This window comes from Streptomyces sp. NBC_00158 (genome assembly GCF_045160885.1).
Lineage (GTDB): Bacteria > Actinomycetota > Actinomycetes > Streptomycetales > Streptomycetaceae > Streptomyces.
In genome coordinates this window covers 5133820-5150507 of record NZ_CP108161.1, presented here as the reverse complement: position 1 = coordinate 5150507, position 16688 = coordinate 5133820, and the positions used below count along the sequence as shown (strand labels likewise).

Below are 16688 nucleotides of genomic sequence, written 5' to 3'. Positions count from 1 at the left end.
GGACGCCCCGGCGGCACCCGGGGCGGGTTCCGGGGCGCCGTAAACTTCCGGGGTGAACGCCGCACCCGCCCCCACCTCCGCCGAAACCCTCCGCAGCGCGCTCGCCGGGCTGCTCGACGGGCTCCCGCCGAAGCAGGCCTCGGCCGCCGTCGAGCGGCTGATCGCCAACTACCGGGGGGCCACCCCCACCGACGCCCCCGTGCTGCGCGACCGCTCCGACGTGGCGGCGTACGCGGCGTACCGGATGCCGGCCACCTTCGAGGCCGTACGCGCCGCCCTGGACGGGCTGGCGGAGGCGGCCCCCGACTGGACGCCCGGCTCGCACGTGGACGTGGGCGGCGGCACGGGCGCCGCTGCCTGGGCGGTGGACGCCACCTGGGACGGGCCCCGTACGACCACGGTGCTGGACTGGGCTGAGCCGGCGCTGGCGCTCGGCAAGGAGCTGGCGGGCCGTTCGCCGTCCGGGGTGCTGCGCGCGGCCGAGTGGCGGCGGGCCGTCATCGGCGGCGGGATCGCCCTGCCGGACGCGGACCTGGTGACCGTGTCGTACGTGCTCGGCGAGCTGACGGAGGAGGCCCGTACGGCGGTCGTCGCCGAGGCTGCCCGCGCCGGGCGGGCCGTCGTGCTGATCGAGCCGGGCACTCCCCAGGGGTACCTGCGCATCCGCGAGGCCCGCGAGCAGCTGATCGCGGCCGGGATGACCGTGGCGGCGCCCTGCCCGCACGACGGGGCCTGCCCCATCGAGGTCGGGCAGGACTGGTGCCACTTCTCGGCGCGGGTCAGCCGCTCCTCCCTGCACCGGAAGGTCAAGGGCGGGTCCCTGCCGTACGAGGACGAGAAGTTCGCCTACGTCGCCGCGACCCGGTTCCCCGTGACGCCCGTCCCCTCCCGGATCACGCGCAGGCCGCAGATCCGGAAGGGGCTGGCGCTGCTGGACCTGTGCGGTCCCGAGGAGGCGGGGCTGTCCCGGGCCACCGTCACCAAGCGCCACGGCGTCCTGTACAAGGCGGCCCGGGACGCCGAGTGGGGCGACGTCTGGCCGCCCGCGCCGTCGGCCGACGACGCGGAGTAGGGCCTACGGCCTCAGCTCCTGGGTGCAGCACTTCACGCTGCCGCCGCCCTTGAGCAGCTCGCCCAGGTCCATCGGAATCGGCTCGAACCCCCGGTCGCGCAGCGGGGCCAGCAGCCCGGTCGCGCCCTGCGGGAGCAGTACGTGCCGCCCGTCGGAGACCGAGTTGAGGCCGAAGGCCGCCGCGTCCTCGTCCTCCACGACGAGGGCGTCGGGGAACAGCCGGCGGAGCACGTCCTGGCTGCCCGGGGAGAAGGCCGGCGGGTGGTACATGATCTCGTCGCCGTCGAGGACGCAGAGCGCCGTGTCCAGGTGGTAGTAGCGCGGGTCCACCAGGTCGAGGCCGATGACGGGGCGGCCGAAGAACTCCTGGGCCTCGTCGTGCGAGAGCGGGCTGGAGCGGAAGCCCCGGCCGGCCAGGATGTAGGTGGCGGTGACGGCGAAGTCGCCCTCGCCCTCGTTGACGTGCGAGGGCTCGTGGACGTCCGCGAAGCCGTGCGCGCGGAACCAGTCGAGGTGGATCTCCGCCTCCGCGGCGCGTTCCGGATAGGCGAAGCGGGCGCCGAGCACGCGGCCGTCGACGACCAGGGCCCCGTTCGCGGCGAAGACCATGTCGGGCAGGCCCGGATCGGGGACGAGGGTCTCGACGGTGTGCCCGAGGGAGAGGTAGCGGTCCCGCAGGTCTTCCCACTGGGCGAGTGCGAGGGGCAGGTCCACCGGTTTCGTGGGGTCCATCCACGGGTTGATGGAGTACGTGACCTTGAAGTGTGCGGGTGGGCACATCAGGTAGCGCCGGGGTGTGGCGTCTCTGCGCAAAGAAGGCTCCTCACGACTGTGACTACGGACTCACGGTGCTGTGCGTGTGTCGAGAGAATCGTCTCTCCTCGGGGGTGGCCGCGCAGTGAACTGATCGGGTGAATTACCACAACGGCTGGAAGACGAGACGTCTCGGACTGCCTTGGTAGGTTGGGGAGGTGACCAAAACCCCTGACGCCACCCGCCGCAGCGACCGCTCCCGGCGCGCCATCCTCGACGCCTCCCTCGTGCTGGTCGGCGAGGTCGGCTACAACAAGCTGACCATCGAGGCCATCGCGGCCCGCGCGGGAGTCGGCAAGCAGACCATCTACCGGTGGTGGTCCTCGAAGGCCGAAGTGCTGCTGGACGCCTCGCTGTCCCTGGCCGGCGAGGCGGCCGCGGAGGGCGGCTGGACCGGCTTCCCGGACACCGGGGACCTGGCGGCGGACCTGAAGGCCGTACTGCGGGCCACGGTGGACGAGTTCGCCGACGCCCGCTACGAGGCCCCCGCGCGCGCGCTGACCGCGGCCGGGGCGACGGACCCCGAGCTCGGGGCGCGCTTCACGGAGCGCCTGCTGGAGCCGCAGCTCGCGCTGTACGAGGCGCGGTTGCGGGCGGCCCGGGAAGCCGGGCAGCTCCCGGCGGGCACCGACCTGCGGCTCGCGACGGAGATGCTGGTGGGCCCGCTGACGTACCGGTGGCTGATGCGGACCGCGCCGCTGACCCACGGCTTCGCGGACGCGCTGGTGGACGGGGTGCTGGCGGGCGTGGGATACGTCACCGCCGGGCGGCCGGAGAGCCGCTGACACCGGCACGGCCGAGAACCATATGGCCTGATCGTGTGGTTATGTGGGGAACTCGATCGGGGAGTCCGTTCGGGGGGTGCGGTCACCCGGAGCTCCCGATGGTGGGACCATGGAATGGTCTGCCGGGGCAACGGTGAGGTAGGGGATAGATGGGGTCTGAGTCCGGCCGCGTCAAACGCGGCGAGCAGAGCAGGATTTCCCAGTGGCTGCGCCGCCGCTCGAAACCCGCCCCAGAGGACCCCGGCAAGGAGCGCGAAGCGCTCCTGCTCGCCGTCGCCACCGCCGGACTCCCCCTCGCCCCCGCCGCCCATCCCGCCGACGGCTACCGGTGTTCGTGCGACCGCATCGGCTGTCCCACGCCCGCCCGGCACCCCGTCTCCTTCGCCTGGCAGACCCAGTCGACCACCGACCGCGCGCAGATCGAGCGCTGGGCGCGCAACCAGCCCCAGGCCAACTTCATCACCGCGACGGGCATGGTGCACGACGTCCTGGACGTCCCCCTGGAGGCGGGCCGCAGCGCGCTGGAGCGCCTGCTGGCCGCGGGCATCGAGGTCGGCCCCGTCGCCGAGTCCGGCGGCACCGGCGACCAGGCCCGGATGCTCTTCTTCACGGCGACCCGCGGTACGCCGGAGGACGAGGACGAATGGTGGCCCTGCGAACTGGACTGCCACCCCGAGACGATGGACGAACACCCCGGCCTGCGCTGGCACTGCCGCGGCAGCTACGTCCTGCTCCCCCCGGCGGCCCTCCCGGGCGACCACTCCGTGACCTGGCTGCGCGACGTCCGCCACCCGCTCCCGGACCCGCTGACCCTCCTGGAAACCCTCACGGACGCCTGCGCCCAGTACGCGGGCACCCTCGACCAGACCCCGGCCGCGGTCGCCTGGCCCACGGGCCGCTGACCGCCGACCGCTCCGCCCTTCCTTCCCGACGCGCCGCGCGGGCGGCGCGCCCGGGAGGGGCTCAGTGGATCTGGGTGACCACCACGTCGAGGGACCAGGCCTTCCCCGGCTTCGCGGGGGCCTCGGCCTCCACCGTGTAGCCCAGGTCCCGCAGGGCCGTCACCAGCTCCGCCGGGGTCGCCGGTACGGCTCCGGCGAGGAGCAGGTCGCGTACCAGGCGGCCCTTGGTGGCCTTGTTGAAGTGGCTCACCACCGACCGCTTCTCCACCCCGTCCACCACCTGCGAGTGCAGCACCCGCACCGTGGCGGTACGGCCCGCCGTCTCGCCCTTCGGCTTCCACGCGGACGCGTACGCCGACGAGCGCAGGTCCAGCACCAGCCCGTCCCCCGCCTCCCGCGGCATCACCTCGGCCATCGGCGTGCGCCAGTACGCGCCCAGCGCGCCCAGCCCCGGCAGCTTGACCCCCATCGAGCAGCGGTAGGAGGGGATGCGGTCCGTCACCCGCACCGCGCCCCACAGCCCGGAGAACACCAGCAGCGTCCGCTCGGCCAGCTCCCGCGCGGGGGCCGGCAGCCCCGCCAGGTCCAGGGCGTCGTACAGCACACCGGTGTAGATCTCCCCGGCCGGGCGGGCCGGCGCCGAGCGCAGGGCGGCGTTCTTCGCGACCTCACCCCGCAGGCCCTCGCTGAGCCCGAGCACCTCGCGCGCCTTCGGCTCGTCCCCCGCGCACAGCTCGACGAGCTCCTCCAGGACGGCCGCCCGCGCGGGGGCCAGGCCCGGCAGCGACAGGGACGCGGGGTCGAGCGGTGCGCCGGAGCCGCCGGCGGCCTTTCCCTCGGAGGGCGGCAGCAGCACGAGCACGGTGGTTCTCCTTCAGACGACGCGGCGCAGGGGATGCGGCCCCCGAGCCAGGGTAGACGGCCCGCCGCGCCCCGTTCACCGGCGTACGGCCCCGGCCGCGCCGCGCGTCCCGGGCGGTTCCACACCGTCGTACGGAGCCGGTTCCGCGCCGTGTCCCGCCGCCCGGCGGGTCCCGCGGCCCGCGCGGATCCGCCGTACTCGGCCTACGCTCGGTCCATGCCACGCCGTCACATGCACATGGCCGCAGCGGACGGGGCGGTGCTGCGCGCCGCGCTGGGCGACCTGCGGACGCGACTGGGTGTGCCCGGGACCTTCCCGGCGGAGGTGCTCGCCGAGGCAGAGCGGGCGGCCGCCGCTCCCCGGCTGCCGTCCGAGGACCTGACCGACCTGCCCTTCTTCACCGTCGACCCGCCCGCCTCCGTCGACCTCGACCAGGCCATGCACCTGGCGAAACGGCCCACCGGCGGCTACCGCGTGCACTACGCCATCGCCGACGTCGCCGCCTTCGTCAGCCCGGGCGGCGCCCTCGACGCCGAGGCCCACCGCCGGGTGACCACCCTCTACTTCCCCGACGGCAAGGTCCCCCTGCACCCGACGGTGCTCTCCGAGGACGCGGCCAGCCTGCTGCCCGACCGGACCCGCCCGGCCCTCGTGTGGCGGCTGGACCTCGACTCCGACGGCCGGGTCGAGACCACCGACGTCCGCCGGGCCCTGGTGCGCAGCCGGGCCAAACTCGACTACGACGGCGTGCAGAAGGCCATCGACACCGGCACCGCCGAACCCCCACTGGCCCTGCTGAAGGACATCGGGATCCTGCGCGAGGCCCTGGAGGCCGAGCGCGGCGGCGTCTCCCTGAACGTCCCCGAGCAGGAGGTCGTCGAACACGACGGCTCGTACGGCCTCGCCTACCGGGCCCCGCTCCCGGCCGACGGCTGGAACGCCCAGGTCTCCCTGATGACGGGCATGGCGGCCGCCGAGCTGATGCTCGCCTCCGGAACCGGCATCCTGCGCACCCTCCCCGCCGCACCCGACGGCGCGGTCGGGCGGCTGCGCCGGGCGGCGAAGGCCCTGCGGATCGACTGGCCGCACCACGTCCCGTACGCGGCGCTGGTCCGCTCCCTCGACCCGCGCGTCCCGGCGCACGCCGCCTTCCTCCAGGAGTGCACGGCCCTGCTGCGCGGCGCCGGCTACACGGTCTTCACCGGCGGCCGCACCCCGGACCCCGCCCTGCACGCGGCGGTCGCCGCCCCGTACGCCCACTGCACCGCCCCGCTGCGCCGGCTCGCCGACCGGTACGCCGGCGAACTGTGCGTGGCGGCGGTGGCGGGGGCGGAGCCGCCCGCGTGGGCGGTCGAGGCGCTGGAGGCGCTGCCGCACGAGATGGCGGAGGGCACCCGGCTGGCCAACTCGGTCGAGCGGGAGTGCGTGGACCTGGTGGAGGCGGCGCTGCTCAAGGACCGCGTCGGGGAAACCTTCGAGGCGACGGTCATCGACGTGAAGGAGCAGGAGCCGAAGGTCGGGACGGTCCACCTGGAGGAGCCGGCCGTGGTGGGACGGGTCGAGTCGCGGACGCAGCGGCTGCCGCTCGGCGAACGGATCCGGGTCCGGCTGACCCAGGCCGACCCGGGCACCGCGAAGATCCTCTTCGCGTCGGCGTAGGGGGAGCTCACCCCGGCACCGGTATGGCCCTCGGGGGGCGGCTCTGCCATCATCTGCGCACCCCGCGGCGCCACCGGCCGCGCGAGCCCCGGGAGGCCCGGTGTCGGGTGCCGCCGAAGGGCCCGCCGGGCCCTCCCCCTCCGAAGCCGCCCAGCCCGCCGGAGCCGCGGCGCCTGCGATGCCGGCGGCCCCGGCGCGCGGGCCCGCCGCCGTACTGCGCCCGCACGTCGTGAACTACACGGGCTTCGACACCCGTTTCACCGCACCCCGGCGGCGCCTGGAACTGCCCACCGGCTTCGTCACGCTGGTGTTCACCTTCGACGAGGGCCTGTGGGTGAGCCGGGGCGCCGGGCTCGACACCGCCCGGCTGCGGCCCGCCGCCGCCTCCCGCGCCCTGATCGGCGGCCCGCGCACCGGCCCCGTGCTCGGGGTGCACTCGGGCGCGGTGCACGGGCTGGAGGTGAACCTGAGCCCGCTCGGCGCGTACCGGCTCTTCGGGGTGCCGATGGTCCACTTCGGGCAGGGCCCGGTGGACCTCGCCGAGGTGCTCGGGCCGGGCGGGCGGCGGCTGGCCGAGCGGCTCCGGGACGCGGACGGCTGGGGCGCCCGCTTCGACCTGCTCGACTCCGTCTTCGCGGCCCGCCTGGACCGGGGCCCGGCCGGCGCTCCCGAGGTGCGCGGCGCGCTCGCCCGGCTGTGGGCGGACACCGGCCCGGGTGCGCCGGCCCGGGCGGGCGCGGAGGCCGGCTGGAGCGCACGCCGGCTGCGCGCCCGGTTCCGGGAGGAGGTGGGGCTGCCGCCCAAGGCCGTGGCCCGGCTGTTCCGGCTCCAGCACGCGCTGCGCCGGCTGGCGGCCGGGACGCCCCCGGCGGAGGTGGCGGCCGCCTGCGGCTACCACGACCAGGCGCACCTGGGCCGGGAGGTGAAGGCCATGACGGGTCTGCCGCCCGCCCGGTTCGCGCTGCTGCGCGGCGGCCTGCCGCCGGGCTCGGCACTGGACCGGGTGCCGGACCGCATCACGAGCGTGCTGCTCCCGCCGCCGCCGGGCTGAGGCGGGCCGTTTTGTACAAGACGGGGCCGGGCCGGGGCTGCCACGCTCTGCGTACGACTCCTCCTCCCCCCGGAGGGTCCCCACGCAGTGCGGCAGCCCGTCACGGGGGTGCGGGTTGCCGCAGTGCGGCCACCAGTGCGCGGGGGTCGTCGGCGTGGAAGCGGACCGTGCGGGCCGTGCCCCGGGCGCCCAGCGGCCGGCGGAAGTCCAGCGGGCGGTTCAGCTCCAGGGTGACGGTCGTCTGGCTGCCCACGATCAGGTCGAGCACCCCGTCCTCGGAGACCGTGACGAGCCGCCCCTCGGGGTAGCGGCGGTCGACCCGGGCGGAGGCCACCGCGTCCGGCGGGACGGTGAGGTCGAACAGTGCCCCGTAGCGGATCCGCAGCGAGCCGTCGGCCCGCAGCACGTGCGGGCGGGTCACGCAGGCCGCGTGCAGGGCGAGGACCAGCAGCGCCCCGTACACGTCGAGGACCAGAACCACGCGGTGCACGGCGGGCCAGGGGATGAGCACGGCCAGCCCGACCGTCTCGATCACCGACACGAAGAGGAGTCCGTACATCATGGCCGTCTGCGGCCCGGTGTACGCGGCGGCGAGGTCGCCGGGGCCGACGCCGTGCCTGCGGCGCACGATCCACCGGCCGAGGGAGGCGGCGGCCCACAGCTCGTGCACCAGCAGCCGCACGACCGGCTCGGGCACGGCGGCCCGTACGGCCCGCCGCCAGGAGCCGGTGCGCCGCCGCAGGGAGCAGAGCACCCAGGCCTCCAGCGCCAGCACCCCGAGCACCAGCGCCTCGGCGGCGACCGTCGCCCACCCGGGCGGGCGCACGCCGGCCGCGAGGCACAGTACGAGGACCAGCTCGCCGGGTATGACGGCGCAGGCCGCGATCCGCGCGGCCCGTACGGCGCTCACGCCGGCCCCCTGCCGGTGAAGGACTCCATCACCCGGCGTACGACCTCCGCCTGCGCGGGGGCGTACTCGGCGAGCAGCGCCTCCCCGAAGCCTGGGACGACGGGTCCGCCGGACGGGATCGCGGCGAAGGCCTCGTCCGGTACGGCGGCGACCATCTCCTCGGCGAGCGGACCGATCCGCGGGTCGTCGACGGGGGCGTCGGCCAGCTCGTCGAGCCGCTCGTACAGGGCGAGTACGGCGGGGTCGGCGGCCAGCCGCCCGAGGACGGAGTACAGCTCCTCCCCCACGGCGCCGGTGGCGTCGAGCAGGGTGAGGTGCTCGCGGTCCTTCGCGGCGGCGGGCGAGTCCGTCGGCGGGGCCTTCGCGAGCAGCGCGGCGAGCGCCGGCGAGACCGGCTCGCCGTCCCCGGGCCCGGCGGCGAGCAGCACGGCCAGCCGGCGGCGGCGTTCGGCCAGCTCGGCCTCCTGCCGCGCGAGGTCGGCGTCCAGCTCGTGGAGTACGTCGGCCAGCTCGCGCCCCGCGTCGTCGGCGAGGACGTCCCGCACCTCGTCGAGGCCCAGCCCGAGCTCGGTGAGCCGGCGCACCCGGGCCAGCAGTACGGCGTCGCGCACGGTGTAGGCCCGGTACCCGTTGGGTCGCCGCTCCGGCTCCGGGAGCAGCCCGACATGGTGGTAGTGCCGGATCGCCCGGGTGGTGAGCCCGACGAGCGCGGCGATCTCTCCGATCCGCATGTCCCTCAGTAGAAACCCTGCCGCTGCGTCAAGGTCAAGGCGGCGCGGACAGCCGGTAGCATGGTCGGCACGACAGACGAGTCGGCCGGGCGGCCGCGTCGGGGTCCCCGGATCCCGCCGAGGAACGTCCGGGCTCCACAGGGCAGGGTGGTGGGTAACACCCACCCGGGGTGACCCGCGGGACAGTGCCACAGAAAACAGACCGCCGGGGGCTTCGGCCTCCGGTAAGGGTGAAACGGTGGTGTAAGAGACCACCAGCGGCTGAGGTGACTCAGGCGGCTAGGTAAACCCCACCTGGAGCAAGGTCAAGAGGATCCGTCCCCGGACGGGTCTGCGCGAACGCTTGAGGGCTGCCCGCCCGATGTTCGCGGGTAGACCGCACGAGGCCGGCGGCAACGCCGGTCCTAGATGGATGGCCGTCTCCCCGGCGACCGCGAGGTCTCCGGGTGACAGAACCCGGCGTACAGGCCGACTCGTCTGCCGTTCTCCTTCTTCGCCCTCCCGGGGCGGCCGGGACCCGCCGGAGCGGGGCCCGGCGGGCCGCGCGGCTACTTCACCGGGGCGGTGTACGTCTTGCCGATGAAGCCGTTCCTGAACGTCACCGTCTTCGCGGTGACCTTGCCCTTGACCGTGATGGTGCCGGTGGCCTTCTCGCCCTTGGCCAGCTTGACGGTGTCGATCTGGTCCTCGGACGCCGCCAGTTCGATCTGCTTGCGCGTGCCGTCCTCGGCCGTCACCTCGAAGTAGAAGACGTTGACGTCGACTTCCTTGGCGGCGTTGTTGACGATGGTCACCTTCACGGAGGTGTAGTCGGAGCCCTGGGCGAGGACGCTGGGCCTGAAGGCCGTGGCCGAGGCGGTGAGCACCACGTCGGCGTTCTTGTCGGCCGTCCCGGCCGGCGCCTCGGAGTTCCCGGGCGCGGGCTGCATCGGCGCCGCGTTGGGGGCCGAGGGGGCGGGAGCGGACGGCACCGTGATCCCGGTGTCCTTCTTGTTGCCGCTCTTGGTCGCACCGGTGACCACCGCGCCGCAGGCGAAGAGGACCAGCGACAGCAGGACGATGCCGCCGCAGCCGAAGCCGATGATCTTGCCGGCGTTGCTCTTCTTCGGGGGCGGCGGCGGGGCCGCGTAGCCGTAGGGCGGCGGGGGCTGCTGGCCGTAGGCCGGGGGCTGCTGGGGGTATCCGTAGCCGGGCTGCTGCCCGTAGGGCTGCTGCGGCTGCCCGCCGTAGGGCTGGTCCGGCTGCTGGCCGGGGTAAGGGGTGGTCAAGGGGACTCCTCCGCTGGGTGGTTGCCGTCTGGCTCAGGGCCGGATGCCGAACACCCTCGGAAGGAGCGCCGTGAACTCGGAACATGAGCGCAGCCCAGCTTAAATAAAACGCCAAAGCGTGACATAGGAAGTCCCAAAAATGAGACGGTCTCCTCCGAATCGGCCGCGCTGACAGAGAGAAGCCCCCTTGAGAAGCACCGCCCCCGGCGGGCGGGTTCACCCCGCCCACCCCGGCGACCCGAAGAGGATCGGCCCCTACCGGATCATCGGGCGCCTCGGCAGCGGCGGCATGGGCACCGTCCACGCCGCCCTCGACCCCCGGGGAACGCGGGTCGCCGTCAAGGCCGTCCACCCGGCACAGGCCCAGGACCCGGAGTTCCGGGCCCGGTTCCGCCGCGAGGTCGCCCTGTCCGCCCGCGTCCAGGGCCCCTGCCTGGTGCCCCTGCTGGCGGCCGACACCGAGGCCGAACGCCCCTGGCTGGCCGCCGAGTACGTGCCCGGCCCGACCCTGGACCGGCACCTCGCCGCCCACGGCCCGCTCACCGGCGGCAGCCTCTGCGCCTTCGCCGCCGGGACCGCCCAGGCCCTCTCCGCGATCCACCGCGCGGGCGTGGTCCACCGGGACGTGAAACCGCAGAACGTCATCCTGAGCCCGGCTGGCCCCCGGATGCTGGACTTCGGCATCGCCCACGCCGCCGACGGCACGTCCGTGACCCGGACCGGCGTCATGACCGGCACACCGGGCTGGATCAGCCCCGAGCACTACCGCACCGGCACCACCGGCCCGGCCGGGGACCTCTTCGCCTGGGGCGCCCTCGTGGCCCACGCCGCCACCGGCCGCCTCCCCTTCGGCACCGGCGCCCCCGACGTGGTCGCGTTCCGCGTCATGTCCGGGGAGCCCGACCTCGACGGGCTCCCCGCCGCGCTCCGCGAGGTGGTCGCGGAAGCCCTCGCCAAGGACCCCGGGGCCCGGCCGACCGCCGAGCGGGCCGCCGCCCGCTGCTCGGCCCTGCTCGCCGCGGAGCCCACCCAGCTCCTCGCCGCCGGCCCCGCACCCACCCTCCCCCGCGACCCGATCGCCGCCCAGTGGCACCTGCCCGCCGTCGACGACCCCGCCTGGACCGCCCCGCCCGCCCCCGGCCGGGGACGCCTGCTGCTCGCCGTCACCGTCGGCGCGGCCGTCCTCGGCGGGGCCGTCGGCGGGCTCATCGCACTGCCCGCCGGCGGCCGCGACGACGGCCGGGCGGCCGGGACCCGGGCCGTCGCCACCCCCGGGAACGCCTCCCGTACCACCGGCACCCCGGCCGCCCCCGGCCCGTCGGCCGACGCCAAGGGCGCGGCCGACGGCGGGACGGCGGACGGCGGGCCCACCCTCGCGACCTGGCGGCAGGCCCGCCCGGCGCGGACGCCCGCCGAGCACGACGCCCACCCGTCCATGGGAACGGGGCCCTGGCTCGACACCGACGCCCACCCCGACCAGGCGTTCGCCGTCACCTTCCACCAGCCCCGGGGCGAGGTGTACGTCACCTCCGGCGGCCGCGGACTCGACGGCGGTTCGCTCCGCGAGGTCGCCAGGACCGCCTGCCTGGGCCTGCGCCACCTCCGCAGCGCCTACCCGGACCTCCCCTACGGCACCTTCGTGATCGTCGACACCGGCCGCGCGGGAGGCCCCGCCGTCGTCTGGTCGGACGACTTCCGTACGAACACCACCTGCTCGGCCTCCCTCACCGACCGGGGCACCGGGGCGGACACCGGCGGGGGCGCCGACAGCGCCTCCGGCCTGCGGGCGGGGCAGGCCGCCGACTGGTACCCGGCCGCGGGCGGGCTGGCCGTCGCGAAGATCCCGTCCAGCGACGCGGACGAGATCCGGGTGGCCGACCGGACCGCCACGGCGGTCATCAACGAGTGGAACGGCGGCAGCGCCGCCGCCGCCGGCGGCCGGCTCGGCCACGAGAACCTGGCCGTCGGCTTCGACCCGTCCGGCCGGGTCATGTACGTGTGGGCCGTCAAGCCCCTGTGGAACCGCGGCACCCGCGAGGAGTGGGCCCTCAAGGCCGCGCGGAGGGCCTGCGCGGACCTCACCTCCGAGTCCGCGAGGTCGGCCGGCTGGCCCTACGCCCGGTACGCGGTGTTCGCCGAAGACGCCTCCGGCGGCGGCGAGTTCCTCCGCTGGGGCACCGCCGGCAGCTGCGGGGACTGAACTGCGCGCAGGCCCCCGCCCGTGATGGGGCGGGGGCCTGCGGGAACGCCTCGCGCGACCGTCAGCGCAGGTGCGAGGTGTCGTTCAGCAGCCGGACCGAGGCGTTGCCGTCGGCGTAGTAGGCCACCGCCGACAGGGACGCGGCGGAGAGCTCCATCCGGTACAGCGACTCCGGCGGGGCGCCCAGCGCGAGGCGGACCAGCGTCTTGACCGGCGTCACGTGCGTGACCAGCAGCACCGTGCGGCCCGCGTGCGCGGCCAGCAGCCGGTCACGCGCCGCCGACACCCGCCGGGTCACGGCGGTGAAGCTCTCGCCGCCGCCCGTCGGCGCCGCCCTCGGGGAGTCGAGCCACGCCTGGAGGTCGTCCGGGAAGCGCTCCCGCACCTCGGCGAAGGTCAGCCCCTCCCAGGCACCGAAGTCCGCCTCGCGCAGGCCCTCCTCGACCGCGACCGGCAGCCCGAGCCGGTCGGCCACGGCCTGCGCGGTCTCCCGGCAGCGCCGCAGCGGGGAGCTGACGACGGCCTGCACGGTGCCCCGCGCGGCCAGCGCCTCGGCGACGGCGACGGCCTGGCGCCGGCCGGCCGGGGACAGCTCCGGGTCGGTGCCGCCACTGCCGGAGAAGCGCTTCTGCGGGGTCAGGGCGGTCTCGCCGTGACGCAGCAGCACGAAGGTGGCGGGCGTCCCCATGTCGGGCGCGCCCCATCCGGTACCGGTCGCGGCCGGAGCCGCGTCGACACCGGTCGCGGGCGCACCGGCCGGGGCCGGGACGCGGGCGGAGGACGCGGTCAGCGCCTCGGCCCCCGCGTCCGCGAAGAGGGTGTCGGCGCCGGACGCGGCCGCGCTGCGGGCGGCCCGCAGGTCGGCGCCGGCCGCACGGGTCCCCGTACCGCCGCCGGAGGCGAGGGCGGCGCGGACCGCCGCGGCGCCCTTGGCCGCGTCTCCCGGGGGCCCGGCCGGGGCGGGGGCCAGGTCGGCCGTGGAGGCGGACGGCTCCCACTGCTTGCCGCGCTTGCCCGCGTCCATCGCCTCGTTGGCGAGCCGGTCCGCGTGCTTGTTCTTCTCGCGCGGGATCCACTCGTACGTGACCTGGGCGCGCGGGAGGATCTTCGCCGCCTCGGCGGCGAGCGGCTTCATGTCCGGGTGCTTGATCTTCCAGCGGCCCGACATCTGCTCCACGACGAGCTTCGAGTCCATCCGGACCCGGACCACCGCGTCCGGCGCCAGTTCGGCCGCCGCCTTCAGCCCCGCGATCAGGCCCTTGTACTCGGCGACGTTGTTCGTCGCGACGCCGATGAACTCGGCGCGCTCGGCCAGGGTCTCACCGGTGGCCGGGTCCAGGACGACCGCCCCGTAGCCGGCGGGGCCCGGGTTGCCCCGGGAGCCGCCGTCCGCCTCCACGACGAAACGCGGCATCAGATGCCCGAGTCCGCCGCACGGACCAGGATGCGGCCGCAGTTGTCGTGGCGGACGACCTGGTCGCGGGCCGCGGCCTTGATCTCGTTGATCTCGGCCATGTCGAGCTCCAGCCGGCAGCCCTCGCAGCGGCGCTGGTAGAGGCGCGCGGCGCCGACCCCGCCCTGCTTGACGCGGATCTTCTCGTACAGGGCCATCAGGTCGGACGGCATGGAGGCCACGATGACCTCGCGGTCCTTGGTGACCTTCGCGGCCTCGGTGTCGAGCTCGCCGGTGGCGGCGTCGCGGCGCGCGGTGGCGTCCGTCAGCTTGGCCTCCAGCGCGGAGACGCGCTCGGTGATCCCGGTGACGCGCTCCTGGGCGCCCTCCAGCCGCTCCATGACCTCCAGGACGACGTCCTCCAGGTCGGCCTGGCGCTTGGCGAGCGAGGCGACCTCGCTCTGCAGGTTCGCCAGGTCCCGGGCCGAGATGCCCGCGCCGGAGTCGAGCCGCTGCTGGTCCCGGGCGGCGCGCTGGCGCACCTGGTCGACGTCCTGCTCCGCCTTGGTCTGCTCGCGGGCGGCGTCGCTGGCCTGCGTCTGGGCGGCGACGAGGAAGTCGCGCTGCTGGCTGAGGTCCTTGGTCAGCGAGTCGACCTCGGCGTGCTCGGGCAGCGACTTGCGCTTGTGGGCGAGCTGAGACAGCCGGACGTCCAGGGCCTGGACGTCGAGAAGTCGGATCTGGTCGGCGGGCTCGGCGTTCAGTTGGGGGCTCCAGAGGCACTAGAAGGGGGTGTGGCGGACGGCGCGTGCGCCGTCCAGGGGTCGGTGACCGTGCGCGAGACGTGGGTCCGCAGACCCCATCCGTGGCGCTCGGAGATCGCGTCGAGCTGGGCGGCGGCCTGCTCGCACCAGGGCCACTCGGTGGCCCAGTGCGCGGCGTCGACGAGGGCGAGCGGGCTCTGCTCGCGGGCCTCGGACACCGGGTGGTGGCGCAGGTCGGCGGTGAGGAAGGCGTCCACGCCGGCGGCGCGGACCTGCGCGAAGAGGCTGTCGCCGGAGCCACCGCTGACGGCGACGGTGCGGATCAGCGCGTCCGGGTCGCCGGCGGCGCGGATGCCCTGCGCGGTGCGCGGCAGCCGGGCGGCGGCGCGGGCGGCGAACTCGCGCAGGGTCTCGGGGTGGTCGAGCTCGCAGATCCGGCCCAGGCCCCGGCGGCCCGCCGGGTCGGTGGGGTCGGGCACGAGGGGGCCGGTGACGCGCAGGTCGAGGGCGCCGGCGAGGGCGTCGGAGACCCCGGGGTCCGCGGTGTCGGCGTTGGTGTGGGCCACGTGCAGGGCGATGTCGTTCCTGATCAGGGTGTGCACGACACGGCCCTTGAAGGTGCCCGCGGCGACGGTGGTGGTGCCGCGCAGGTAGAGGGGGTGGTGGGTGACGACCAGGTCGGCGCCGAGCTTCAGCGCCTCGTCGACGATCTCCTGTACGGGGTCCACGGCGAACAGCACCCGGGTGACCTCGGCGTCGGGGTCGCCGCAGACGGTGCCGACGGCGTCCCACTCCTCGGCCCGCGAGGGGGGCCAGAGAGCGTCCAGCGCGGCGATGACTTCAGAGAGACGGGGCACGGGCCAAGGCTACCGTCCGTGGCGACCGGTGGTCCCCTGGCCGGGGCGGCAGCACAACCGCATCCCCCGCCACTGGTGAATCGATGACGGGCCACCCGTACGTGTGAAGCGGGCTGGGTCGTGTTGTTCGGCTGCGAGTACGAAACCTAGTTTCCTCTGCGGAGGTGACGGCCCGGATGACTGTCTGTGCCACCGAGATCACGACGACCACCGAGCTCCCCGACCCCGAGGCCGCCGAGCCGGCCGGGGTCCCCGAGCACCCTGGGGCCCCCGCGGCCCCCGCAGCGCCGGCCCCGGTGGTCCCGGCACCCACGGCCCCCGCGCCCGCCGCCCCGGCGGCCCCGGCCCCGGTCCTGGCGGTGTCCGCCGACGGGGGGTACGCGGCCCGGCTGGCCGGGGAGGGCGAGGCGCGGTACCCGGAGCGCTGGACGCTCGGCGGTCCTGAGCCGTACGCCGTGCCGCTGCCCCTCTCACAGCCGGAGGAGGCCGACAGCGAGGTGCTGGCGCTGGCCGACGGGCAGGTGCTGATCCACCGCCGGGTCGCCGACCGGCACGAGTTCTCCCTCCTCTACCCGTCGGGCGCCGCGTCCGGCCCCCGCACCGGGGAGTTCCGGCTCGGCTCGGTCGACGCCGAGGACGGGCTTCTGGTCCGCCTGCTGCCGCCGTCGCCCGACGGGGGCGGGGCCTTCGCCCTGGCGGTGGGGGCCGGGGAGAGCACCGTCTGGCAGGTGGCCGGGGGCTCCGGCGGGCCCGAGCGGGTCGCGGTGGTCCCGGGCCGCTGCTCGGGCGGGGTCTGGCTGGACCGTACCGGCCGGCTGCTGGCCCTGGACCGCGAGGTGGACGGCCGCACCAAGGCCGTCGCCGTGGACCTGGGGCGGGGCGGGGTGGTCAGCCCGCTGCTCCAGATCTCCGAGGACAGCGACGACCGGCTGCTGCTGGCGGCCCCGGACAGCGGGCTGCTGCTGATCCGCTCGGACGCCCCGGGCGAACCGCGGCTGGGCTGGGGGGTGCTGGGCAGCGAGCGGCCGGTCCGCTTCCCGGACTGCCTGCGGCTGGAGGACGCCCACCCCTTCGCGGTGCAGCCCGGGCAGGTCCTGATGCCGGAGACCTGCGGGGTCGCGCTCCGGGTGGGCGACGGCGGCCTCGCGCTGTGGCGTCCCGCCGACCGGTACGTCTTCCGGCTCGGCGCCCCGGAGGGCTGGCTCGGGAGCGGGCTGTGGACCCCGGACGGGCGGCTGTGCCTGCCGTACGCCACCCCCGGGGTGCCGTGCGGGGTCGTCAGCCTGAGCCAGCCCGCCGCCCCGCCGCCGCCGGTGCGCGTGGACCCGCCCCCGCCGCCCGCCCCGCGTCCGGTGCCGCTCCAGCAGGCGCCGCTGGGCTGATCCGCGTACGGGGGCGCGTACGGGGTCCCGTGATAGGGA

Annotated in this window: 15 protein-coding genes and 1 other RNA gene; 8 read left to right on the top strand and 8 right to left on the bottom strand. The window is 75.7% G+C overall.

Translation table 11 applies throughout. The annotated features are described in order from the left end of the window. The first annotated feature begins 52 nt into the window (after nucleotides 1–52). The gene (locus OG553_RS23725; protein WP_405980908.1) at nucleotides 53–1072 is read left to right on the top strand and encodes a small ribosomal subunit Rsm22 family protein; all 1020 of its coding nucleotides are present in this window, start codon (nucleotides 53–55) and stop codon (nucleotides 1070–1072) included. Nucleotides 1073–1075: 3 nt separating this feature from the next. Here OG553_RS23725 and ddaH read toward each other — a convergent pair whose 3' ends face one another. Next, the gene (gene ddaH / locus OG553_RS23720) at nucleotides 1076–1885 is read right to left on the bottom strand and encodes a dimethylargininase (protein WP_405980907.1); all 810 of its coding nucleotides are present in this window, start codon (nucleotides 1883–1885) and stop codon (nucleotides 1076–1078) included. Nucleotides 1886–2043: 158 nt separating this feature from the next. Here ddaH and OG553_RS23715 point away from each other — a divergent pair, with 158 nt between their 5' ends. After that, nucleotides 2044–2670 carry a TetR/AcrR family transcriptional regulator gene (locus OG553_RS23715; protein WP_405980906.1) on the top strand — a complete coding sequence of 209 codons (627 nt, stop codon included), beginning with the start codon at nucleotides 2044–2046 and terminating at the stop codon, nucleotides 2668–2670. Nucleotides 2671–2819: 149 nt separating this feature from the next. Beyond that, on the top strand, nucleotides 2820–3572 hold the full coding sequence (locus tag OG553_RS23710; protein ID WP_405980905.1) for a bifunctional DNA primase/polymerase: 753 nt from the start codon (nucleotides 2820–2822) through the stop codon (nucleotides 3570–3572). 61 nt (nucleotides 3573–3633) lie between these two features. On the opposite strand, the gene yaaA is transcribed toward OG553_RS23710, so the two are convergent. Beyond that, nucleotides 3634–4434 (bottom strand): peroxide stress protein YaaA, encoded by an 801-nt coding sequence (gene yaaA, locus OG553_RS23705; protein ID WP_405980904.1) that lies wholly within the window; start codon nucleotides 4432–4434, stop codon nucleotides 3634–3636. 216 nt (nucleotides 4435–4650) lie between these two features. Between yaaA and OG553_RS23700 the strand changes: the two genes are divergently transcribed. Together OG553_RS23700 and OG553_RS23695 are read left to right on the top strand one after the other, a co-directional pair. Further along, nucleotides 4651–6093: an RNB domain-containing ribonuclease gene (locus tag OG553_RS23700; RefSeq protein ID WP_405980903.1), complete on the top strand. Its 1443-nt coding sequence runs from the start codon at nucleotides 4651–4653 to the stop codon at nucleotides 6091–6093. A 100-nt stretch (nucleotides 6094–6193) separates the two neighbouring features. Beyond that, complete coding sequence (locus tag OG553_RS23695; protein WP_405980902.1) at nucleotides 6194–7144, top strand: helix-turn-helix domain-containing protein; 951 nt, start codon at nucleotides 6194–6196, stop codon at nucleotides 7142–7144. A 100-nt stretch (nucleotides 7145–7244) separates the two neighbouring features. Here the strand turns inward: OG553_RS23695 and OG553_RS23690 are convergent, their stop codons facing one another. Both OG553_RS23690 and OG553_RS23685 read right to left on the bottom strand, forming a co-directional pair. After that, nucleotides 7245–8054 carry a hypothetical protein gene (locus OG553_RS23690; protein WP_405980901.1) on the bottom strand — a complete coding sequence of 270 codons (810 nt, stop codon included), beginning with the start codon at nucleotides 8052–8054 and terminating at the stop codon, nucleotides 7245–7247. Continuing rightward, nucleotides 8051–8785: a MerR family transcriptional regulator gene (locus OG553_RS23685; protein WP_405980900.1), complete on the bottom strand. Its 735-nt coding sequence runs from the start codon at nucleotides 8783–8785 to the stop codon at nucleotides 8051–8053. Before OG553_RS23685 ends, OG553_RS23690 begins: the two co-directional genes overlap by 4 nt. Nucleotides 8786–8862: 77 nt before the next feature. Here OG553_RS23685 and rnpB point away from each other — a divergent pair. Next, an RNA gene (gene rnpB / locus OG553_RS23680) (RNase P RNA component class A) lies at nucleotides 8863–9265 on the top strand. 68 nt (nucleotides 9266–9333) lie between these two features. Here rnpB and OG553_RS23675 read toward each other — a convergent pair. Continuing rightward, complete coding sequence (locus OG553_RS23675; RefSeq protein WP_405980899.1) at nucleotides 9334–10053, bottom strand: DUF4352 domain-containing protein; 720 nt, start codon at nucleotides 10051–10053, stop codon at nucleotides 9334–9336. 187 nt (nucleotides 10054–10240) lie between these two features. Here OG553_RS23675 and OG553_RS23670 point away from each other — a divergent pair, with 187 nt between their 5' ends. Continuing rightward, a complete protein-coding gene (locus tag OG553_RS23670) occupies nucleotides 10241–12253 on the top strand; it encodes a protein kinase domain-containing protein (RefSeq protein WP_405980898.1) in 2013 nt (670 codons plus the stop codon). A 61-nt stretch (nucleotides 12254–12314) separates the two neighbouring features. On the opposite strand, the gene OG553_RS23665 is transcribed toward OG553_RS23670, so the two are convergent. Genes OG553_RS23665 through OG553_RS23655 form a run of 3 tightly spaced genes read right to left on the bottom strand, consistent with a single transcriptional unit; the run spans nucleotide 12315 to nucleotide 15267 of the window. After that, nucleotides 12315–13667 (bottom strand): bifunctional RNase H/acid phosphatase, encoded by a 1353-nt coding sequence (locus tag OG553_RS23665; protein WP_405980897.1) that lies wholly within the window; start codon nucleotides 13665–13667, stop codon nucleotides 12315–12317. After that, nucleotides 13667–14410 carry a zinc ribbon domain-containing protein gene (locus OG553_RS23660; RefSeq protein ID WP_405983119.1) on the bottom strand — a complete coding sequence of 248 codons (744 nt, stop codon included), beginning with the start codon at nucleotides 14408–14410 and terminating at the stop codon, nucleotides 13667–13669. The genes OG553_RS23665 and OG553_RS23660 overlap by 1 nt, the downstream gene beginning before the upstream one ends. Continuing rightward, complete coding sequence (locus OG553_RS23655; protein ID WP_405980896.1) at nucleotides 14407–15267, bottom strand: Nif3-like dinuclear metal center hexameric protein; 861 nt, start codon at nucleotides 15265–15267, stop codon at nucleotides 14407–14409. Before OG553_RS23655 ends, OG553_RS23660 begins: the two co-directional genes overlap by 4 nt. A 176-nt stretch (nucleotides 15268–15443) precedes the next feature. Here OG553_RS23655 and OG553_RS23650 point away from each other — a divergent pair, with 176 nt between their 5' ends. Beyond that, nucleotides 15444–16649, top strand: coding sequence for a hypothetical protein (locus OG553_RS23650; RefSeq protein WP_405980895.1), 1206 nt, complete (start codon nucleotides 15444–15446; stop codon nucleotides 16647–16649). Nucleotides 16650–16688: the final 39 nt, after the last annotated feature.

Coding starts and splice junctions, on each gene's coding strand:
- OG553_RS23710 (WP_405980905.1), top strand. CDS start 2,820: ATGGGGTCTGAGTCCGGCCGCGTCAAACGCGGCGAGCAGAGCAGGATT.
- OG553_RS23700 (WP_405980903.1), top strand. CDS start 4,651: ATGCCACGCCGTCACATGCACATGGCCGCAGCGGACGGGGCGGTGCTG.
- OG553_RS23685 (WP_405980900.1), bottom strand. CDS start 8,785: ATGCGGATCGGAGAGATCGCCGCGCTCGTCGGGCTCACCACCCGGGCG.
- OG553_RS23665 (WP_405980897.1), bottom strand. CDS start 13,667: ATGCCGCGTTTCGTCGTGGAGGCGGACGGCGGCTCCCGGGGCAACCCG.
- OG553_RS23650 (WP_405980895.1), top strand. CDS start 15,444: ATGACTGTCTGTGCCACCGAGATCACGACGACCACCGAGCTCCCCGAC.